Here is a 19,397-nt window from a genome sequence, read left to right as displayed (position 1 = left end):
CCGTTCATATCTAACGAATGTGACAGCTACGGCGATTGCAGCAAGCGCCCCGATGGTCATGTTCGCAGCAGCTTAACTTACGGTATCAAGGGGTAGCCCCGCGGTACTCCCGCTCGCAGCCGGGCATCCCCGGCTCGATCAGGTCCCGGCGGACGGCTCCGGACCCCAGCGGATCGTGCTGACACAGGAGGACCTGGAGACCCTACTGGCCTGGGTAGGTCAGGAGGGCCTTTGAGGGCCACTGAGAGTCAATCGGCCTCAAACAGGCATCGCCCAGCGGACCGCGTTCATTGAGTTTCGTGGGGCTCTGGAGCGGCCTACTGGCCCCGATGCTCAGGATGATCGTCGACGGACATGCGGGGCGTGACGGTCTCGGGATACCATAGGCCCGTTCCCTTGCCCTCAACAGGAGACGCCAAGATCACCACCCCGACCATTGAGCCGATATAGAACCGGTAGCCGTGCTGGTCTGCTAAGATGACCATGGACAGCTCGGTGGCGGCATCCTCGACCACGACGGGCTTGGCGAGACCGGGAAGAACAACCCTTACGATCATGCCCCGATCAATCTCGCCCCGGATCGTTGAGACCAATATGTCCTGCCAACCGCCCCACGGGGCTTCTGGGTGACGCTGAAGGCGATCGGTGTCTGCGATGTTCATGCTTAAACCTCGTGCGATCCCGGCACAGGCCGAATGGACTTGATGTCTGGCCGCTTCCCGTCGATGTTCATGGTCGGCGTCCAGGAGTGCGGGCGCCATGTCCCTGTCCCTTCACCCTCCAGCGGGGCCGCTAGAAGGACGGCGCCGGCCATCGACCCGAGATAATACCGGGTGCCCGGTTGGTCGCTCAGGAGGACTAGGGCGCCTTCTACACGCGCATCCTCGATAACCATCGGTGACGAAGCGCCGGGGAGGACTATGCGGACGTTCATGCCCAAAGCCAGCTCCTCCAGGATCGTATCGACTAAGCAGTCCTGCCAAGCCCTCAGGGCCGGTCGGGGGCGTTCGGTATCCATCCCGGCATCTTACGCATAGCCGAAGCGCCGCCTAGTCGAAAAAAGAACCCGGTGCACCGAAGGAGCCCTCAGGAACCCTCGGGGAAAAGCCGGCCCGGTCGATCTCAACGGCTTTCCGTCACGTCGAAATGTGGCCGGTGGCGCGGCATGGGACCCAAGAGAACGGTGAGGGTTCGGATGGCAGTAACGAGGAGGCGGGATTGAAGGTTCGTTAACGGGGCGACTGTAAGGTTCGGTTGTCGGGAGCCGACCCTGGGGGGGCTAGATGCCATTAAACACGCCAAGCGAAGATCGGCCTGTCAGCGGCTTCAGGATGGGTCGGGATAAAGCAATCGGGCTTGGTCTCGGCATCTACACAGTTACAACCGCACTTAGCGTGCCGGGCGCGTCAGGCGAAGCGATGCTCATATGGTTAGCGGTGACGGTTGGCGTACCTGTTTGGCTTTTTGGTCAAAACCAAGAAGTACTCGGTAATCGTAGCTATGACGATTATCCTCACGTTTGATGCGGTCATCGTTGCCGTCTCGGATCATTCGTCAGAAGGCGCCAGTTGCCGTGTTGAATATAACGGACGGAATAATCCAACAGTCTGTGACTAACCGAAACCTTTCTATGCCACGTGTTTAAGCGTTCAATCACCGATGGTGCCTTTCAATCCGGAGCATTCCATGAATGGCAACAACAAAGGTAAGCCAACAGAGCCTAACGGGCTGGTGATCTTTTGTGTCTATATCGCTGCCATCGCGGGTATTTCAGGATTGGCTACGCAATGTCGCGAGAAGCCCCGCCGGTTCGACAATACAGTCTGCGCGGATGGCACTCGTACCATCTCCAGCGGACAGGGGGCTTGCTCATGGCACGGTGGCGTTCGCAGCTATTTCGCAGCTATGTAGAGTAGTGGCAAATTAATCGGGTCGACCGTAAGCGATCTCCAGGGAAACGGCGGGTGTACACAGGGTCGGACTGGCGCTGTGGTCGCGCGAGCGAAGCCGTCAGTTTCGAACCCGATTGACCACGAACCGGGCGGGCTCCCCCCGGGGGCGGCCAGGGGACCCGTGATCGAAATCCCCCCCCCTCGCCAATCCTTTCGTGAGGCACCGATGATTCGGTGGTCGCCGCACCGACTATGCCAAACCGCTAAAGGCAGGCAGCTCCATCCCGTGATGCATTTAGGCAGCGAAGGGAGGGACAAGAGCTTCCGATTAAGAAGATAGCAGACAGTCCTATACCCATTGCGCCTCATGCGGACATGCTGCAGGATTCCGTACAAAGGCGACATTAAACAGCAGACCGGGGGGCGTTAAGTGGAATCAGCGTTAACATCGATCGAGACACGAGCATTAGAAGCTACCAAGCTGTCAGCGTTTCCAGTGAATCTCATGGATATCCGCCGAAACGTTGAGCTCTTACTCACAGAGGTAGGCCGATACGGGTTTTTCGACGAGTACACGGTGCACAGCTTCTCTCATGTGAAGGACATGCTTGAACTCGCGGAATGGATAATTCCAGACGAGGCAAAAGCAGCACTCACCCCTGCGGAATGTTTTATTCTTACGCTAAGTATATATTTCCATGACCTCGGTCTTTTAATAACGCGTAGTGAATTTAAGGAACGGAAAAAGAGTGGATATACGACGTGGGTCGAAGACCATCTATTCAAAGGCACGGAAGGTGAAGACTATCAGTCACGCCTTAATGAAATGGAGACCGATGTCCGAGAGCGACTCCTTTATCAAGAGTTTGTACGGTACAATCACGGCAGCAGGGTTCGGGCTTGGCTGGAAGGGTCATTCAAAAGCGAGTTAGGCCTAACCGATAACGTTGTCTCTGAAATACAACTTTTGGTCGGCAAACTATCCTTGACGCTCAGGAGAGACATCGCAAAGGTTTGTGAGAGTCATAACCTCGATGATATAGAAGATACCAACAAATACGGCCTTTCCCAGCCATACGGGAACAGCGATAAAGAAGAAGCAGATCTTCAGTATATTGCAACAATATTGCGCACCGTTGACCTTCTACAAATATCAAATTCTCGCGCTCCATCTGCCCTCTACCGGGTCATCAGCCCGTCGGACCCAATTAGTCAGGTCGAATGGCATAAACAGAATGCGGTTACTCGCGTTCGGCGAAAGACCATGACAGATCAGGAGGGCCGATCGGATGCGGCATTGCCGAGCGACACCATAGAGGTATTTGCCCACTTCGATCAAGCGGAGGGATTTTTCGGCCTCACATCCTATCTACGATACGCCGAGTCGCAGTTGGAACGTTCATTTCAAGCGATAGAAAAGTCCCGAAAGCAACATGGGGGTATTCATACCTTTCCCTGGCGCAAGGTCGACGACCGTAAGGTTGAAGCGGAAGGCTTTATTCCTCGCACCTTCGGTTTTGAACTCGATCAAAAAAGGATATTAACACTTCTAACTGGCCATACGCTATACAATGATAGTAGCGTTGTAATTCGTGAACTTGTTCAGAATGCGATCGATGCTGTTCGTTTGCAATGGCGGTCTGATGATGTGAGCAAGGTGGGAAAGGTAACAATAACCTGGGATTCTGATAAAGGTGAGCTTACCGTTTCAGACAATGGAACTGGCATGACTCAAGATATTGTAGAGCGACATCTTCTAAAGGTTGGATCTTCCCGATATCAAGACTCCCAGTTCAAAAAGGATTACCCGGATTTTAATCCGATTAGTCGATTTGGGATAGGCGTACTTACTGCATTTATGGTCGCGGATTCTGTGGAGATCATCACTGTTACGCCCGAGGAGGACGAGGCACGACAAATATCTCTCAGAACAGTACACGGAAAATACCTAATCAGGCTATTACCGAAGGACGCTGAGGCGGTTTTACCGCTTGGGTTGCATGGAACCTCAATCAGCTTACGACTAAGGCCAAGTGCCAAGCAGGTTGATGTCTTGTCCACAGTGCAGCGGTGGATCGTTTTTCCCGGCTGTGACATTGAGGTCCTAGCTGATAACGAACCCGCGGTTCAAGTGGGCTTCGCACGCCCTGCTGACGCGCTGGACTCCTATCTTAAAACCTTCAAAGGTAAGCGATTGATCGGTACCAGAAGCTATCGGATAATTGAGAAAGAGGTTTCCGGTGTCGATTTGGCTTATGCCATCGCAAAAGATGAGTTTTTCAAAGATTGGTCATTAGTCGGCAGCGGCGATCCGCGTACAAGGCAGGACGATGAGAATGCTCCGATCGGCACCTGCATTCAGGGGATAGCCGTAGATTTCAATACTCCTGGCTTTGATGGTCAGACGATTTTAGCGATTGCAAACGCAACCGGAAGTTCAGCACCCCGCACCAATGTTGCGCGATCCGCAATCGAAGATACAAAAGAGCGCTTAACTACCATATCTAAGATTTACAATTTGTTTGCTGAACAGGTTAAGGATGAGGTTAACCGACTGTCTCACGAGGAAGAATATTCGCTAAGCTGGGCCGTAGGCCAAGCACCATTTATAGCCGCGCCATACACCTCCCCCCGTGCGGCGCAAATCGATCGAGGGGCTTTTGCCGAATCCGTTTCTCAGTTGCCGCTCTTTTTGTTAGAGAGTGGCGGTAAGCGCATCTCCGCGTCGCTCGACGAGCTCGTTGAAAAAGCTGAACTTTGGCTGATTGAAGCTCCGCTTATCCGGTCAGTAGAAAGCCTCATACGAGAAGCAGCGACAGATGTTACCGCCCGGTCTATTATAGAGGTTACTCATGGCACTGGGTGGTTGCCCCAGGGCGATATTATAAGCAATGCAACGACATCGGCACTGGCCCTTGATACTCTGCAACGTCGCTTTGAACTCAAGGAAATTCGTGCGGTTGAATCAGAGCGGCGTATTGATGCCCGCCTCGGCTTGATCGGTGACGATACAATATGGCTGAACAGCGATAAGGTGATCTACGGTCTTCGCCAACTTGATACTCGCGCCGCTTATCAATTTACGGAAATGTTTCGTGATAGGGCACGTTCTCGCCAAAGCTCAGCTTCAACTTACATACCCCTGTGCGATGTGCCTATAGCGGGCCTTGAGGGCTATGGCTCTGTTGATGTACTGCGGGCGACCTACTTACTCCCTGGGCATCAGGTAGGAACAAGAATTGTCGAACTATATCAAGAGGGTACGTTTGAGAGCCTTGCCCAAGCAACACTTTATATCGAGGTTGCCAATGTGTTACGCAGCCGTGGGTCAAGATCACAAGACGCTAATGTTGCACTAATAACAAGGTTCATGAAGCAGATTGATACCGCGCTTGTGGAATCATCTATTAATACCGACGAACTTCTAGTTTCGGTGCGGGAAGGTGAATTCCGCTACTTTGATCCTCTCGCTTGGACACGGCGCGAGGAGGGTACTGATGCCGAGTTCTAAGAATGACCGACGGGTATCAGCAGAGGTATATAACGATTTTTCACTACCGCCTGGTATGGATGAAGCTTTAAAAGTCATAGCAATCGACCGTTTGAGTTTTGCCCTACGCGGATCCGATTGGTATCGCCGCAAGAAGAGGCGCCTCCAGTGGGCTTCGAAGATTCTACGAATTGGTTCAATCTCACTAATAACAAGTGGCGGAGTTGCTCCGCTCCTTGCCAAAGCCGAATTGGGAATTGACCCCTATATTGGGTATATTCTTTTAGCTCTTGGAGGATCGCTGCTACTTGGAGATCGCGTATTCGGAGTTTCTGCCGGATGGGCTAGGTTCATGAAAACAGCGATGAGTATTGAAGCATTGGCCGAGAGTTTCCGCGTTCGTATAATTGGTATGAACTATGAAAATGGATCAGTACCAATGCCTGACCTATCGAAACTATGTCTGGATTTTACACAATCAATATCCAATGAGATGAGATCGGAGACGGATTCTTGGATATCTGAATTCAACAATGGTCAAGATGAGCTCAGAAATCTTACAAAAACTCGATCTGGTTGATCTGGCGACTGCTTGACTCGCGTAATAGAAGGCGCCTTCGCCAGTATTCATTAGTACGGGTGAAATTAAGGAAGGCGCTTTCAACTTTCTATAAGCGCTTCATGCAGAAAACTTACGAAGCCAAAGTTTAGCGGCGGCAATCAACCTTGGACTTATAGATCCAGGCGGCCCTGCCGGGATTTTATACCGGAGTTGTGCTGCCGTTCCTGTTCAGCGGCACGTTAGCGCTATTTTGAATGAGCTGGATTGGTATATTTTGCACGCACGCCACCGATGCGTGGCGAGCCAAAACTTGTAGGTTGTGAGTCACCACATTCCCGCATGCCTAGGATGGTCCTAAAGATACCTTGACGGTATTTGAGACATGATCCATTAGGCGTGGGTACCTTCTGAGGCATGGAGCCCCCGAGTGACCCGTCTAGCCTATTACCGCGTCTCGACTGGCGACCAGAGCGTTGAAGCTCAGCGGCAGGCCCTTATCGGCCCCTTCGATCGCGAATACGAAGACGCCGGCATAAGCGGTGCCGTGCTGGCAGCGGACCGGCCCGGGTTCGCAAAGCTTCTCCAATTCGTCCGTGAGGGTGATACCCTATGCGTCTATTCTATCGACCGGCTGGGCCGTGACGCCCTGGACGTGCAGTCCACCGTCCGCCATCTTCTGGGCCTCGGCGTCACCCTGGACGTGCGGGGCCTTGGACCGATCGGGCGAGGTGTCGGCGAACTCATCGTCGCCGTCCTGGCCCAGATGGCTGACATGGAGCGCCAACGTATCAAGGAGCGGTGTGATGCAGGCCGTGTAGCTGCCCGATCGTCCCTGGAGGCAACGGGGAGGACTCACCGGGGCAAGGCGTCCCTCGGGCGTCCCACTGTTGCCAATGCGGCGGAGGTCGTTGCGTGGCGGCGGGCGAATGGCGCCAGCATCCGAGAGACCTGCGGCCACTTCGAGATCAGCAAGGCGACCGTCACGCGGTACTGTGGCGCGGCCGAGAGAGGGCAGGCAGTTAGTGGTGCCAGGCCCCCTGCCGCATGAGTGAGAAGGACTCGATCAAGGCAGGCGAATTCACGTGGGATGAGCGGGAAGCGGCGCCGCTGATGGAACTCCGAAGCCATCCAATTTCGACAGAGGCCACCGCGTTTGTCGAGAAACTTCTCAAGGACGTCATCTTGCCGGCGTGGCCCGCTGACCTCCAGCAACGCAAGACGACTGTAGAGAAGCACCGCAAGGCGATTGGGGCCCTCATGGCCGACCTTCTTCGATTGCGCCTGCGAGACGGCGTGCCGATCGGCAAACGCGGCATGGCGGACAAGGATTTCACCGGCCTCCCCTTCGGCCACGACGTGTTCCGGCGGACTCGCGAGGCCCTAATCGGCGCTGGGCTTCTGGAGTTTCTGGCCGGCTATAGATATTTCCTGGCGCACGTCGCTAAAGGAACCGTATCGTCATCGGTCCAAGGCTGCTTCCGCCTCACTGGCCGAGCTCTGGTGCTGGCTGATAATGCCGGCGTGCTAGCAGACTCGCTTCCAGACTGGCTGGAACATTGGGCTCGACCGAGGGCGGAGGTCGCCAAGGCGGAGGCCGGCGCGGCGCTGATCGTTCTGAAGAGCCAGAAGATCGGCTATGGCCCCAACAGGACCGAGGGCCAGCAGTTGCCCGTCGACAATCAGGCTGATCGCGTACGGTCGATGGTGCAGGAGGTGGAGGAGCACAACTCGTTCATCGAGGCGGCAGGTGTCGATGGTGCCACATTCTCCGGGCTGAGGCGGATTTTCAACAATGGCGACGTTGAAGGCTTCGCTTGGCGGTGGGGCGGACGGATGTTTTCGGTGTCCGGCGGTGGCTATGAAGGCGACCGCAAGGACGATCGCTTCGCTGTCATGCGCCTGGGGGGCGAACGGATCGGCGAGGTCGACCTAAAGGCCTCGCACCTGTCTATCTTGTACGGCCTTCGCGGCTTGCAATTCGATGCGGCGATGACGGACCCATACGCCGTCAACGGGATGGACCGAGAGGTTGTGAAGGCATGGATCACTCACGCGGTAGGCCGGGGCGACGCGAAGGCAACTCGTTGGTCGCAGAAGGCCCGAGAGACCTACGCGGCCATCAAGCCGGATGGGAACCTCCAGGCTGATCACCCCTTCGCCCAAGCCCGAGAGGCGATCCTCAAGGCCCATCCTGTTCTTGGGGAACTGGAGGGAAACGACGATGTCTCCGTGTTGTCGCTGATGTATCACGAGAGCGAGATCGTGCTAGCGGCCATGCGCTCGCTGCGTCTGAAGGGCATCCCGAGCCTGCCGGTTCACGACTGCCTTATCGCGCCTGTCGGGAGCCTGCCGGTCGCTCAGCGAGCACTGGAGAGCGCCTTTGCCATGTATATCGAGAAAGTGACCGGCGCTCCGTCCGCAGTCAGACCGGCGACGCACCTACAGTGGCCGCAGGACCTATCGGCCCCCGTTGGTGAGTGAGTATTGTTCTTCCATCGGGTGCCTTATGGTGTCTTTAAGAGGGCCCCAGGGACCGGAGCATACCAGAAGAAAAAGTCCTGCCGCGGCGTCCGGTCTCGTCGGCGCACACATTCAGTCACACTCACGCCTGAGACGACAGCGACCGATGTCACGAGCAGTGCCGTGGAGCAATCGGATGTGGAGGCGTCGAAGTTGCTCGCTAGCGCCCTCGTCGCCAGCGTGCACCGCGAGACGCCGCCAACGTCGGTAGCCTTGCTATTCCCCTGACGAAATGAATAGACCAAAAGATGGCAACTGAAAGCGAATCCGATCATATTCTCTTCCTCAGCCGCGAGCTGCTGGATGACATTGAGCTTCAAAGGCTCGAGGCTGACAAGCTCTTGTTGAAGTGCTCGCGTCTTGCAAGATTGGCCGGCACTGACGAAATTAAGCAGTGGATCAAGCTGGAAATCGAAGGCTACTCAACCTCTAAGCAACTTTCAGATTATTACATGAGCCGGACAGGTCGATGGAGTAACTTTGAGGAACAAACTGGCTACTGGGGGCCGCTTGCACAGATCGAGGAGAACATTCGCGTTCAGAGACAGCGAATCGACGTAAGTAAGGTAGAAAGTTTATCTGGCGATGGACTGATTGGTGCCATGAGAATGAACCGGGATGCCCAACAGGCACTCGCTAAATCCATCTCCTCTATGGTTGCGATACGGTCCCGCGTTCTAAACATGCTACACACTTTCGTCGTCAGTGTTTATTATGAGCGCGAGTTTGCCAAGGTAGCGGAGAGCACATTCGAGCAATACAAAAAGGATGTTGACGCGCTGATTGCGGCTCATGCTGGGGACGTACTCGAAAAGCTGCCATCGGTGGTTGCCCGTCTACGGGAGGGCGGTGACGAAGCGATCAGCCAAGCCTTAACGACATGCCGCCGGATCATCGATAGCTTTGCCGACGCAATCTACCCGCCTCAGACTGGTAGTTACAATCTCGGTGGAAACGATCTTAGTCTGGATGCCAGCAAGCACCAAAACCGCATCAACGTCTATGTGGCCGAGCGAACAGAGAGCAAGTCACGACGAATTCGCATCCGGCAAAACCTCGCTAATCTATACGACCGAGTATCAACAGGCGTTCACACAGATGTAACCACAGAAGAGGCATTCAGCCTTTTCCTCAATGTTTATCTCTTCCTGGGTGAAGTTCTCCACTTGGGAGAGGCCAAGAAAAAGGAAACTGCAGTAGCATAGTTCATTGGTCCGCCATGGCGCTGACGGTTTTTGCATTGGCTGCGACTTTCTCACGCCTCGCGGAGCTCAGGTAACCAATCGGATCCAATAGCGGCACCGAGGGGCCCTACGGCGGCCAAGATCGTCATCGGTTTGAAATGGAGAGGCGTAGGCATAACCTCAGCCGTAACGAAACCGGGTCGAATATCTACGTTCGTCCGTGATATTGGGCCGCTGTGGTTACGCGTATTGCGAGTCGAGCCGGGCCGCTAACACTCCGATCGGCGCTAACCCTATCGCGGCATAGTCGCCATGATCAAAGCCCTCATAGCAGCAGCAGCAGGGTTTAACTCACGCGAACGACATGGGACCTCAGTTACCAAACGCCGCGGAATTACGGCGATCCTGCGAATTCTGACGTGTAACGGCAGCTGCGCAAGCAGGCTTACGAGAGGGTCCTTTACCTAATTAGCGACCACCCGCGGGGGCTTGATGCCCGCGCTGCCCCGGACAGCGAAGCAACGATCACTCGAAGTTTCCCGGCAGTCTGCCAGTGTCTTGATGTGGCCTTGAACCTCGGCGTCGTGACGGCGGCGCGGGACTTGATCGCCCAGAGGTCTGCTCGAACTTGTCGTTCATGCCGACCGGCGAACGCCGTTGAGTCGAGGGGCTAAGCGTTTGGATGGCAGCTAATGCTCGCTTATCACACGCCATCAACTACAAACCGCGGGAAGCGTCCGATCGCTTCGGCACAAGTCCTGAGAAATGGCCCTTCGTACGTCCGCCCTACTTCGCCACGGGGTAAAGCGTGACCCGTGATCGCATCGGATACGCGCGGCAGGACGCCGAGGTCGACAGCGATAGTCTTGAAGAGGTTCCGCCAAGCATGGTTTGGCTTAATACCTTTATCAGTAACGCCAACGTCGTCGCGTACCCACTTTGCAAGCTTCTCGCCAACCTTGTCGATGTGACGGTTATGGTCTTCGGGGGACTGCCGCATCGCCGGATCATAAAATATTGGACCGCTCCCGGCAGCATCGACGACCTTCAGGAAACCCTGGGCGATCAGATGTTCATGTAACGGCACGACACGATATTCCTTATTTTTCACTGGGCCAGCGTCGGGAGTGATACGCAGAGTCCAGATGCCATCGACCTGTTGCACGTCTTGCCCACGAAGCTGGGCCATCTCCCCAACTCGCGCACCAGTGTAAGCGCATAGCCATGGCACCCATCGGCGAGCCAAGCGATTCCCAGGAGCCATTTTGGGGGGCGCGGGGACCAAAGACGCGGCGAGGATTGCCTTCGCCTCGCTGTCATTGAAATGCCGCTCGCGCAGCTTCGATCGCTTGGGCACTTCCGCCCGGATACCTGCCGCTACATTCTCGGGTAGCAACTCCCTGCCCTTCTTCGCCGCCCACCCCAGCATAGCCTTCAGGGTCGCCAGATACTTGTCGTTGACCGTTACCGGGGAGCGCTGACCGCCACGCTGAGCGGGCTCGACAAGGAGTTGATCTCTCCAAGCTCCTACGTCTTTCGACGTGATCCGTGCGGCATCGTCATGACCCAGGAAGGTGATTAGCTTCGCAATGTAATTGCGGCCTTCCTTCTGTATCCTGGGAGTCATTCCCACGGACGCGGCGTAGGCGTCAAAGGTCGAGAGAAGCGGAACGTAGGGAACAACAGGGACGGCAACGCGCTTCGGGGGCGGCGCGGGCATCTCAGGGATCACTGCAAGCTGTCCTGATAAACGCGCAAGCGAGACAGCGCTAACCCTCAGCGCAGCTTCGTTCAATTCAAGACAAAGCAGCGAAAACGCGTCATCGTCCGAAGGGTCCAAGTCGATCGATTGGTCCAAAAGAAGCTGCCGGCCGTCGGTACCCCAGAAGGCCACGGCTTCCTCTCGATCACCTTCAGCATACCACCGCCGAAACTCGTCCAGCCACTCGTCCCAGCCGCCTTCAGTCAGCGCGGCCCAGCCATCACGGCCCTTACGTCGCTCAGCCTCCTCCCGGTCCAACCATCGGGTTTCGAAGAGCTTGCCGAGATAGGCGAGCATGGGGGCATCCAGCCTATCATAGGCTCCCGCCAGAACCTTTTGAGCCCGCGCGACGATCTTGGCGTACTCATCATCCGCTAGGGTGTAGCGGCCTAGAAAACCGGGGCTGTCTGGCAAGCCCAACGATTTCTTTAGGTGCGCGGGCGAACCTGGGATGAAAGGACGCAGCTTCAGCGCGAAGTACCGCCGATAGCTCAGACGGCCCGATGGGTGCCTTAGAATATGCTTCACGAATAATGGCATATCAGGGTTTTTGTACCCCCGCCATGTACCCCGGCGACGTAAGAACGCACGGAAAACTGCGACTTTCCCGCGTTATCATGATGTTATCTGGAGTTTGGTGCCGCTTACAGGACTCGAACCTGTGACCCCCGCATTACGAATGCGATGCTCTACCAGCTGAGCTAAAGCGGCCCGACGACGGAAACATCCTGTCGAGGGGGCGGCAATTAACAGCGGTTTTGCGGGCTGACAAGCGGTTTGCGAATTTACCCGGTGTTTACCAAGCGTCGTGCACAACCGGCGCGACGGTACGGGGATCCTTGGGCATGACGATGGCACGCAGCGGAGATGGCGGACACGCCGCGGGGGCAGACAGTCTCGCGCTCGCCGGCGCCCGGCACGCGCTCCACGCGGACGGTGTGCCGCATGAGCCGCTCGGCGCGGATTCGACCGATGCGGGCGTCAACGACGTGATGTTCGATCTGGGTGGCGACGAGCGCCGGATGCATGTGCGCGCCTATAATCACTGGGTGTCGCTGCTGGACGGGCGCCCCTATCCCTCGATCGCGAACCTAGAGCCCGAGACGATCACGGATTTCGGGCCGCATAGCGTGCTGCTCGATTTCAGCCACGGCATGGGCGATCCGAAGATCGCCTATCTGGGCCGCGCGCTGCGCGAGGAATGTGGGCTGGAGGGGCCGATCGCTACGATCGCCGACGTGCCGAGCCGCTCGCTGCTGTCGCGACTGACCGACCATTATCTGCAGATCATCGCCAACCGCGCGCCGATCGGCTTCGAGGCGGAATTCGTCAGCAGCCGGGGGCGCACGACGCTGTACCGCGGGATCCTGATGCCGTTCGCATCGGGCGGCACCACGATCGACTTCATCTACGGCGTGATCAACTGGAAGGAGCTGGCGGACGCCGACATGCAGGCGACGCTGGTCGCCGAGCTCGACGCCGCCGTCCGTGCGACGCCGCAGCCTTCGGGCGCGATCGCGCAGGTCTGGGCCGATGGTCCGAGCAGCGGTTTCGAAAGCGCCGCGCCGCCGGTGCAGGAGCTGGTGCTCGACTCCCCCCTGCCCTCCCAAATGCTGCCGTCGGACGCGCTGCCGACCGGGCCGCTCGGCGAGCAGCTGGCGATGGCCCGCGAAAGCGCGGCACACCTGCGTGCCGCCGAAGCGCGCAGTCGCGCCGCGCTCGATCGGGCATTAAGTCGGGCGCATGACCTCTGCGTCGCGGCCATGTGCGAGCGCGATGACTATGCCGCGATGCTCGCCGCCGCGTGCCTGCCGCAGGAGACGGTCACGCCGTTGCAGATCGTCACGCTGGTCTTCGGTCACACGATCGACGCCGCGCGGCTCGCGACGTTCGCCGCGGTGTTGTCGCATGCGCAGCGTCACCAGGTGCCCGTCGGCGGCTTGCCGAGCTTTCTGCAGAGCTATGACGGCGACCTGAGCGCGATTGCAGCGGCCGAACGCGCCGCGGCTTAGGTGCGCTGCAGCATATCCCTTCGCACCTGCCACAAGCCTTGAGATAGGCGGACGGCGAGCGCATAGGCCCCAATCTATGGCGAACCAATCGTTGAAGACGCTCACCGAAACCCTTGCGGGCCGGTTGACCGAACGGGCCCTTCCGGGCGAACTGAAAGACTTCGGTCCGAGCGAGGTCGCGCAAGCCGCGGCGTTCGTTGCGGCGACCGCGGCGCACCGCAGCGACGGTGCGCCGGCGATCGCGATCGAGCCGATCAGCGCGGACGATACGCGGCGGCGTATGCGCCTCGCGATCATCAACGACGACATGCCGTTCCTGGTCGATTCGATCGCTGCGGCGATCGGCGTGCAGGACATTGCGGTCGATCGGATCATCCATCCCGTCGTCCGGACGACGCGCGCCCCCGACGGCACGCTGCACGCGATCGACGCCGACGGCCATGGTGCCGGCCGCCCCGAATCGATGATCTATCTGGAGATGGAGCGCGCCGATGCACGTGACCGTCGCGGACTGATCGAGGACCTGACCGCGGTACTCGCCGATGTCCGCGCGGCGGTGACCGACTGGCGCGCGATGCAGGCCGCGCTCGACGACGACATCGCGATGCTCCCCGAGGGCGAGGGTGCGGCGCTGTTGCAGTGGTTCCTGAACGGGCACCTGACGCTGCTCGGGCACCAGATCTGGCATCGTGACGGCAGTGGTCGCGCGGCGCTGGGCATTGCGCGCAACGAACACCGCGTTCCGATCCTCGCCGCCGCCTCGCGCGCGCTGGCGATCGAGTGGTTCGAGGCGGGTAATGATTCGCCGCTGTTGCTCAAGTCGAACCTGATCTCGACCGTGCACCGCGCGGTGCCGCTCGACCTCGTGGTCGTGCCGGTCATGGAGGGCACGACGGTCGCTGGCCTGTCGATCTACAGCGGATTGTGGACCAGCGCCGCGCTGGCCGCGATGCCGCGCGACGTGCCGGTGCTGCGCACGCGACTGGCCGCGATGAAGGCGAAGTTCGGCTTCGACCCGCGCGGTCATGCCGGCAAGGCGCTGACGCATGCGTTCACGGCGCTGCCCCACGATCTGGTGATCGCATTCGCCCCTGCCGCGCTCGAGGATCTGGCGCTGACCGCGATGAGCCTGGCGGATCGGCCGCGGCCGGCGCTCGTGCTGGTCGAATCGCCGCTGGGTCGTCACCTGTTCGGGTTCGTCTGGCTGCCGCGCGACGACGTCACCACCAGCCGGCGCGTCGCGATCGGCGACATGCTGGCGGAGGCGGCGAATGCCAGCATCCTGAACTGGTCGATCGCGCTGGAGGACGGCGAGGTCGCGATGATCCGCTACACGCTCGATCTGCGCGGCGACGGACGGATGCCCGAGGTCGCACCGCTCGCGCTGCGGTTGCAGCGGATGGTGCGCGGCTGGGTGTCGGACGTCGAGGCCGCGCTGGTCGAGACGTTGCCGCCGCCGCGTGCGGCGCGTCTTGCGCTCAAATGGGCCGCCGCATTCCCGCAAAACTATCGCAACCTCAGCACGCCCGCCGAGGCCGCCGAGGATATCCAGCGGATCGCCGCGCTGACCGATACCGATGGACGCGGCGTGCGCCTCGTCCCGGGTGAGGCCGGCGCCGATCCGCAGCTCAAGATCTACAAGCTGGGCGGCGCGCTGCCGCTCTCCGACGCCGTGCCGGTGCTGGAGAATTTCGGTTTCCGCGTGATCGGCGAGCTGCCGACGCGGTTGCGCGACGACAGCATTCCGTTCGTGCATGATTTCGTGCTCGAGGCGAATGCCGCGGCGCAGCAAAGCGATGCCAGCATTCTCGAAGGCGCGATCGCTGCGGTACTGGAGGGCGCGGCCGAGAATGACGCGTTCAACCGGCTGATCGTCGAACTCGGCATGCGCCCCGACGCCATCGTGCTGTTCCGCGCGTGGTTCCGCTATCTGCGCCAGGCAGGGCTTCCCTACGGGCTGACCACCGTCGTCGATGCACTCCGCCGTGCACCGAAGGTCGCGGCGGCGCTCATCGCGCGCTTCACAGCGGTCCATCATCCCGATCATCCGGGCAACGCGATCGAGGCGGACCAGGCGATCGAGACCGGGCTCGACGCGGTGTCGGCGATCGACGACGACCGCATCCTGCGCGCCTATCGCAACCTGATCGCGGCGACACTACGTACCAACGCGTTCGCACCCGCCGCGGCCGAAGCGCTCGCGTTCAAGCTCGACAGCCATCTGATCCCGGGCCTCCCCGCCCCCGTGCCGTGGCGCGAAGTGTGGGTCTATTCGCCGCGGGTCGAGGGCATCCACCTCCGTGCCGGCCCGGTCGCGCGCGGCGGCCTGCGCTGGTCCGATCGTCGCGACGATTTCCGTACCGAGATCCTCGGGCTGATGAAGGCGCAGCGCGTCAAGAACGCGGTGATCGTGCCGACCGGCGCGAAGGGCGGCTTCTATCCGAAACAGCTCCCCGCCCCGTCGAACCGCGACGCGTGGCTGGCCGAGGGGACCGAGAGCTACCGGATCTTCATCCGCACCTTGCTGTCGATCACCGACAACATCGTCGAGGGCAAGGTCGTCCACCCGGACGGCGTGACGATCCTCGACGGCGAGGACCCGTATTTCGTCGTGGCGGCGGACAAGGGCACCGCGACGTTCAGCGACGTGGCCAACGCGCTCGCGCTCGAACGCGGCTATTGGCTGGGCGATGCGTTCGCGAGCGGCGGCTCGGTCGGCTACGACCACAAGGCGATGGGCATCACCGCCAAGGGCGCGTGGCTCAGCGTCCAGCGCCACTTCGCCGAGCGTGGTCTCGACGTGCAGAGCGAGAGCATCACCGTCGTCGGCTGCGGCGACATGTCGGGCGACGTGTTCGGCAACGGCATGCTGCTGTCGAAGACGCTGAAGGTCATCGCGGCGTTCGATCACCGCCACATCTTCCTCGATCCCGATCCCGATCCGGCCGCAAGCTGGACCGAGCGCAACCGCATGTTCGCGCTGCCGCGGTCGAGCTGGGCGGATTACGACGCCACGCTGATCTCGAAGGGCGGCGGCGTCTTCGCGCGCACCGACAAGAGCGTGAAGCTGTCGAAGCAGGTGCAGGCCGCGCTCGGCATAACGGCGAGCGAGATGGAGCCGGGCGCGCTGATCTCCGCGATCCTGAAGGCGCCCGCCGACCTGCTCTGGTTCGGCGGCATCGGCACCTATGTGAAGGCCTCGTCGGAAGCCAATGTCGCGGTCGGCGATCCGGCCAATGACCGGTTGCGCGTGAATGCCGAGGACCTGCGCGTCATCGCGATCGGCGAGGGCGCGAACCTGGGCGTCACGCAGGCCGCGCGTATCGCGTTTTCGACGCGCGGTGGGCGGATCAACACCGACTTCATCGACAATTCGGCGGGCGTCGACTGCTCGGATAACGAGGTCAACATCAAGATCGCGCTCAACCGCGAGATGATCGAGGGCCGCCTCGCGTACGAGGATCGCAACACGCTGCTCGCCAGTATGACGGACGACGTCGCGCACCTCGTCCTGGAGGACAACCGCCTCCAGACGCTGGCGCTGTCGATCGCCGAGGCGGACGGCGCGGTGGCGATGCCGAGCTATGTCCGCGTGATCGAGATCTTCGAGGGCGCCGGCCGGCTCGACCGGGCGGTCGAGGGTCTTGCGTCGAACGACATCCTGCTGCGGCGCGGCCAGGACGGACTGGGGCTCACGCGGCCCGAGCTCGCCGTGCTGCTGGCGACCGCCAAGCTCACCTTGCAGGATGCGATCGAGCATAGCGGTATCGCGGTGGACGACGCGCTGAAGCCCGATCTTCATGCCGCCTTCCCCGCCGCGATGCGCGAGCGGTTCGAAACGGCGATCGACGAGCACCGGCTGCGGCCCGAGATCGTCGCGACCAAGCTCGCCAACCGAATCGTCAATCGTCTCGGCATCCTCTACCCGTTCGAACTGGCGGAAGAGGAAGGCGCGGCGATGGGCGATATCGCGGCGATGTTCGTCGTCGCCGAGCGCCTGTTCGACCTGCCGACGCTATGGGCGGAGATCGAGACCGCGGTCATGCCCGAGGCAGCGCGCATCGCGCTGTTCGACGAGGTCGCCGTCGCAACGCGCTCGCAGATCGCCGATCTGTTGCGCGTGTCGGCGCCGGGCACCGCGCCGGGCGAGGTGATGGCGCGGCTCGCCAAGGGCATCACGCAGCTCGATCGCCAGACCGCGGCGTTGCTGCTCGAAGAGGCCAATGCGCAGAGCAGCCGGATCGCCGGACAGCTCGAGGCCGTCGGTGCGCCGGGCGACCTGGTGCGCAAGGTCGTGCGGCTGTTCGAGATGGATGGCGCCATCGGGCTCGCCGATCTCGGCGAGCAGATGACGCTCGACGAGGCGGTCCTCACACGCGCGTTCACGCATCTCGGGCAGGCGCTGGGGCTCGACTGGGCGCAGGCGAATGCGGCGCGGATCAGCCCGACCGATCCGTGGGAGCGGCTGCTGATCGCCGGCCTCGCGCGCGATTTCCAGCAGCTGCGGCTGGAGTTCCTCGCGCGGCGCGGCGCGCAGGATCCTCAGGGTGCGGTCGACGCGTGGCTGACGGCCAACGCAACGCGCGTGGCGCAGTTCAAGGCAGTAATCGACCGCGCGCGTCACGCCGCCGTCCCGAATGCGGCGATGCTGGCACAGATCGCCGGCCAGGCAAGGGTGTTGCTGGGCCGGTAACCCCTGAACCCCTCTCCCCTCCGGGGAGAGGGAGGGGCCCGCACGGCAAAGCCGGGTGGGAGGGTGAGGGCACGTGTCTCGGAGAGCGTGCCCTCACCCTCCCGTCGCCTACGGCGCCTCCTTCCCTCTCCCCGGCGGGGAGAGGGACACAGATTACCCCACGCGCGCGGACCGCTTCGCCGCCAGCTCCGCCTTCCAGCCCCGCGCGCGCCACCACATGATCACCCCGGTCACCGCCAGCACCGCGGGCAGGATCCCCCCGAGGAAGATGATCACCTGCCACAGCGCGCCCATGTCGGTGCCGTCGTGGATCCGTCGCATCCACCGCGCCACGCCCGTCTGCGGCCGCGCGGGGGCCGCCGTCGCGCCGCCGGTATCGTCGGCGATCTTCACCCCGACCGGCGTGTTGCCGCGCGCGAACGTCACGGTCCAGTCGGCGCTGAGATCGGTCGGCCACGTCACGCTGCGAAGCGGTGCACCGCCGGCGAGCGAGCGCGCCTTGCCGATCGCCACGGCGAGCGGCTGCCCGGGTTTCGCAAGCGGCTTTGCGCGCATCATCGCGGCGCGATCGGGACCCCCGCGCGGCCGCGACGCCTCGCCGGTGATCTTGCCGAAGAATTGTGGGAACGAGATCCACGCGCCGGTCAACGACAGCACGAACAACGGCAGCGCGATCCAGAAGCCGAACAGGTGATGCAGGTTCGTATCGGCGTTGCGATGGCGCCGATACCGCAGCCCGCGCGTCCATTTGCCGATCGTCGGCCACCACAGCCACAGCCCGGTGAAGCACGACACCATCATCGCCACGCCGATCCAGCCGACGATCGAACGCCCCACGCCGGGCAGCTGGAGGCTGCCGTGCAGCACGTGGAGGAACCGCACGAGCCCCCCGTTCGACGCCGACACCTCCAGCACGCGCGCGGTCGGCGGATCGAGATACACCATCGTCCGCTGCGGCGGCCCCGGTCGCTTGGGCGCGACCCCGGCGGCGGCAGCGGCGACGACGACCGGACCGCCATCCTCGGGCATGGTCAGCTGTGCGATCCGCTCGCCATGCTTCAACCGGCTCATTGCCGCCGCGACATAGACATCGGGGCCCAGCACGGTCGTGCCCGAGACCGCATAGCGGGTCGGATCGACGATCCGGTCGAGCGCATCATGCCACACCAAAGCCGCGCCGCTGAGCGACAGCGGAATGATCAGGATCGCCAGGATCAGCCCGATCCACTTATGGACCTGGAACCACGCCCTGCGCATCGCCAGCTTATTCATCGATTATTCC

Annotated in this window: 10 protein-coding genes and 1 tRNA gene; 7 read left to right on the top strand and 4 right to left on the bottom strand. The window is 60.6% G+C overall.

Features of this window, described 5'->3' with window-relative positions; all coding sequences use genetic code 11:
• Nucleotides 1-317: 317 nt before the first annotated feature.
• The gene (locus ASE79_RS16975; RefSeq protein ID WP_056419388.1) at nucleotides 318-662 is read right to left on the bottom strand and encodes a hypothetical protein; all 345 of its coding nucleotides are present in this window, start codon (nucleotides 660-662) and stop codon (nucleotides 318-320) included.
• Nucleotides 663-2,496: 1,834 nt separating this feature from the next.
• Between ASE79_RS16975 and ASE79_RS20505 the strand changes: the two genes are divergently transcribed.
• The 5 genes from ASE79_RS20505 (at nucleotide 2,497) to ASE79_RS16955 (ending at nucleotide 9,669) form a co-directional block, all read left to right on the top strand.
• A complete protein-coding gene (locus tag ASE79_RS20505; protein WP_235517024.1) occupies nucleotides 2,497-5,403 on the top strand; it encodes an ATP-binding protein in 2,907 nt (968 codons plus the stop codon).
• Nucleotides 5,390-5,962 carry an SLATT domain-containing protein gene (locus tag ASE79_RS21100; RefSeq protein WP_156359736.1) on the top strand — a complete coding sequence of 191 codons (573 nt, stop codon included), beginning with the start codon at nucleotides 5,390-5,392 and terminating at the stop codon, nucleotides 5,960-5,962. The genes ASE79_RS20505 and ASE79_RS21100 overlap by 14 nt, the downstream gene beginning before the upstream one ends.
• Before the next feature lie 409 nt (nucleotides 5,963-6,371).
• Complete coding sequence (locus ASE79_RS16965) at nucleotides 6,372-6,992, top strand: recombinase family protein (RefSeq protein ID WP_056419382.1); 621 nt, start codon at nucleotides 6,372-6,374, stop codon at nucleotides 6,990-6,992.
• Nucleotides 6,989-8,425: a hypothetical protein gene (locus ASE79_RS16960; RefSeq protein WP_056419377.1), complete on the top strand. Its 1,437-nt coding sequence runs from the start codon at nucleotides 6,989-6,991 to the stop codon at nucleotides 8,423-8,425. Before ASE79_RS16965 ends, ASE79_RS16960 begins: the two co-directional genes overlap by 4 nt.
• A gap of 287 nt (nucleotides 8,426-8,712) precedes the next feature.
• Nucleotides 8,713-9,669, top strand: coding sequence for a hypothetical protein (locus ASE79_RS16955; RefSeq protein ID WP_056419375.1), 957 nt, complete (start codon nucleotides 8,713-8,715; stop codon nucleotides 9,667-9,669).
• Nucleotides 9,670-10,351: 682 nt separating this feature from the next.
• On the opposite strand, the gene ASE79_RS16950 is transcribed toward ASE79_RS16955, so the two are convergent.
• Nucleotides 10,352-11,938, bottom strand: coding sequence for a recombinase XerD (locus ASE79_RS16950; RefSeq protein WP_235517008.1), 1,587 nt, complete (start codon nucleotides 11,936-11,938; stop codon nucleotides 10,352-10,354).
• A gap of 107 nt (nucleotides 11,939-12,045) precedes the next feature.
• Nucleotides 12,046-12,121, bottom strand: a tRNA-Thr gene (locus ASE79_RS16945).
• 134 nt (nucleotides 12,122-12,255) lie between these two features.
• On the opposite strand from ASE79_RS16945, the gene ASE79_RS16940 reads away from it, so the two are divergent.
• Together ASE79_RS16940 and ASE79_RS16935 are read left to right on the top strand one after the other, a co-directional pair.
• A complete protein-coding gene (locus ASE79_RS16940) occupies nucleotides 12,256-13,422 on the top strand; it encodes a hypothetical protein (protein ID WP_056419369.1) in 1,167 nt (388 codons plus the stop codon).
• A gap of 76 nt (nucleotides 13,423-13,498) precedes the next feature.
• The gene (locus tag ASE79_RS16935; RefSeq protein ID WP_056419366.1) at nucleotides 13,499-18,115 is read left to right on the top strand and encodes an NAD-glutamate dehydrogenase; all 4,617 of its coding nucleotides are present in this window, start codon (nucleotides 13,499-13,501) and stop codon (nucleotides 18,113-18,115) included.
• 153 nt (nucleotides 18,116-18,268) lie between these two features.
• Here the strand turns inward: ASE79_RS16935 and ASE79_RS16930 are convergent, their stop codons facing one another.
• Nucleotides 18,269-19,387 carry a PepSY-associated TM helix domain-containing protein gene (locus ASE79_RS16930; RefSeq protein WP_056419364.1) on the bottom strand — a complete coding sequence of 373 codons (1,119 nt, stop codon included), beginning with the start codon at nucleotides 19,385-19,387 and terminating at the stop codon, nucleotides 18,269-18,271.
• Nucleotides 19,388-19,397: the final 10 nt, after the last annotated feature.

This window comes from Sphingomonas sp. Leaf28, from assembly GCF_001421685.1.
GTDB lineage: Bacteria > Pseudomonadota > Alphaproteobacteria > Sphingomonadales > Sphingomonadaceae > Sphingomonas > Sphingomonas aurantiaca.
This window is presented reverse-complemented; position numbering and strand designations above follow the sequence as displayed.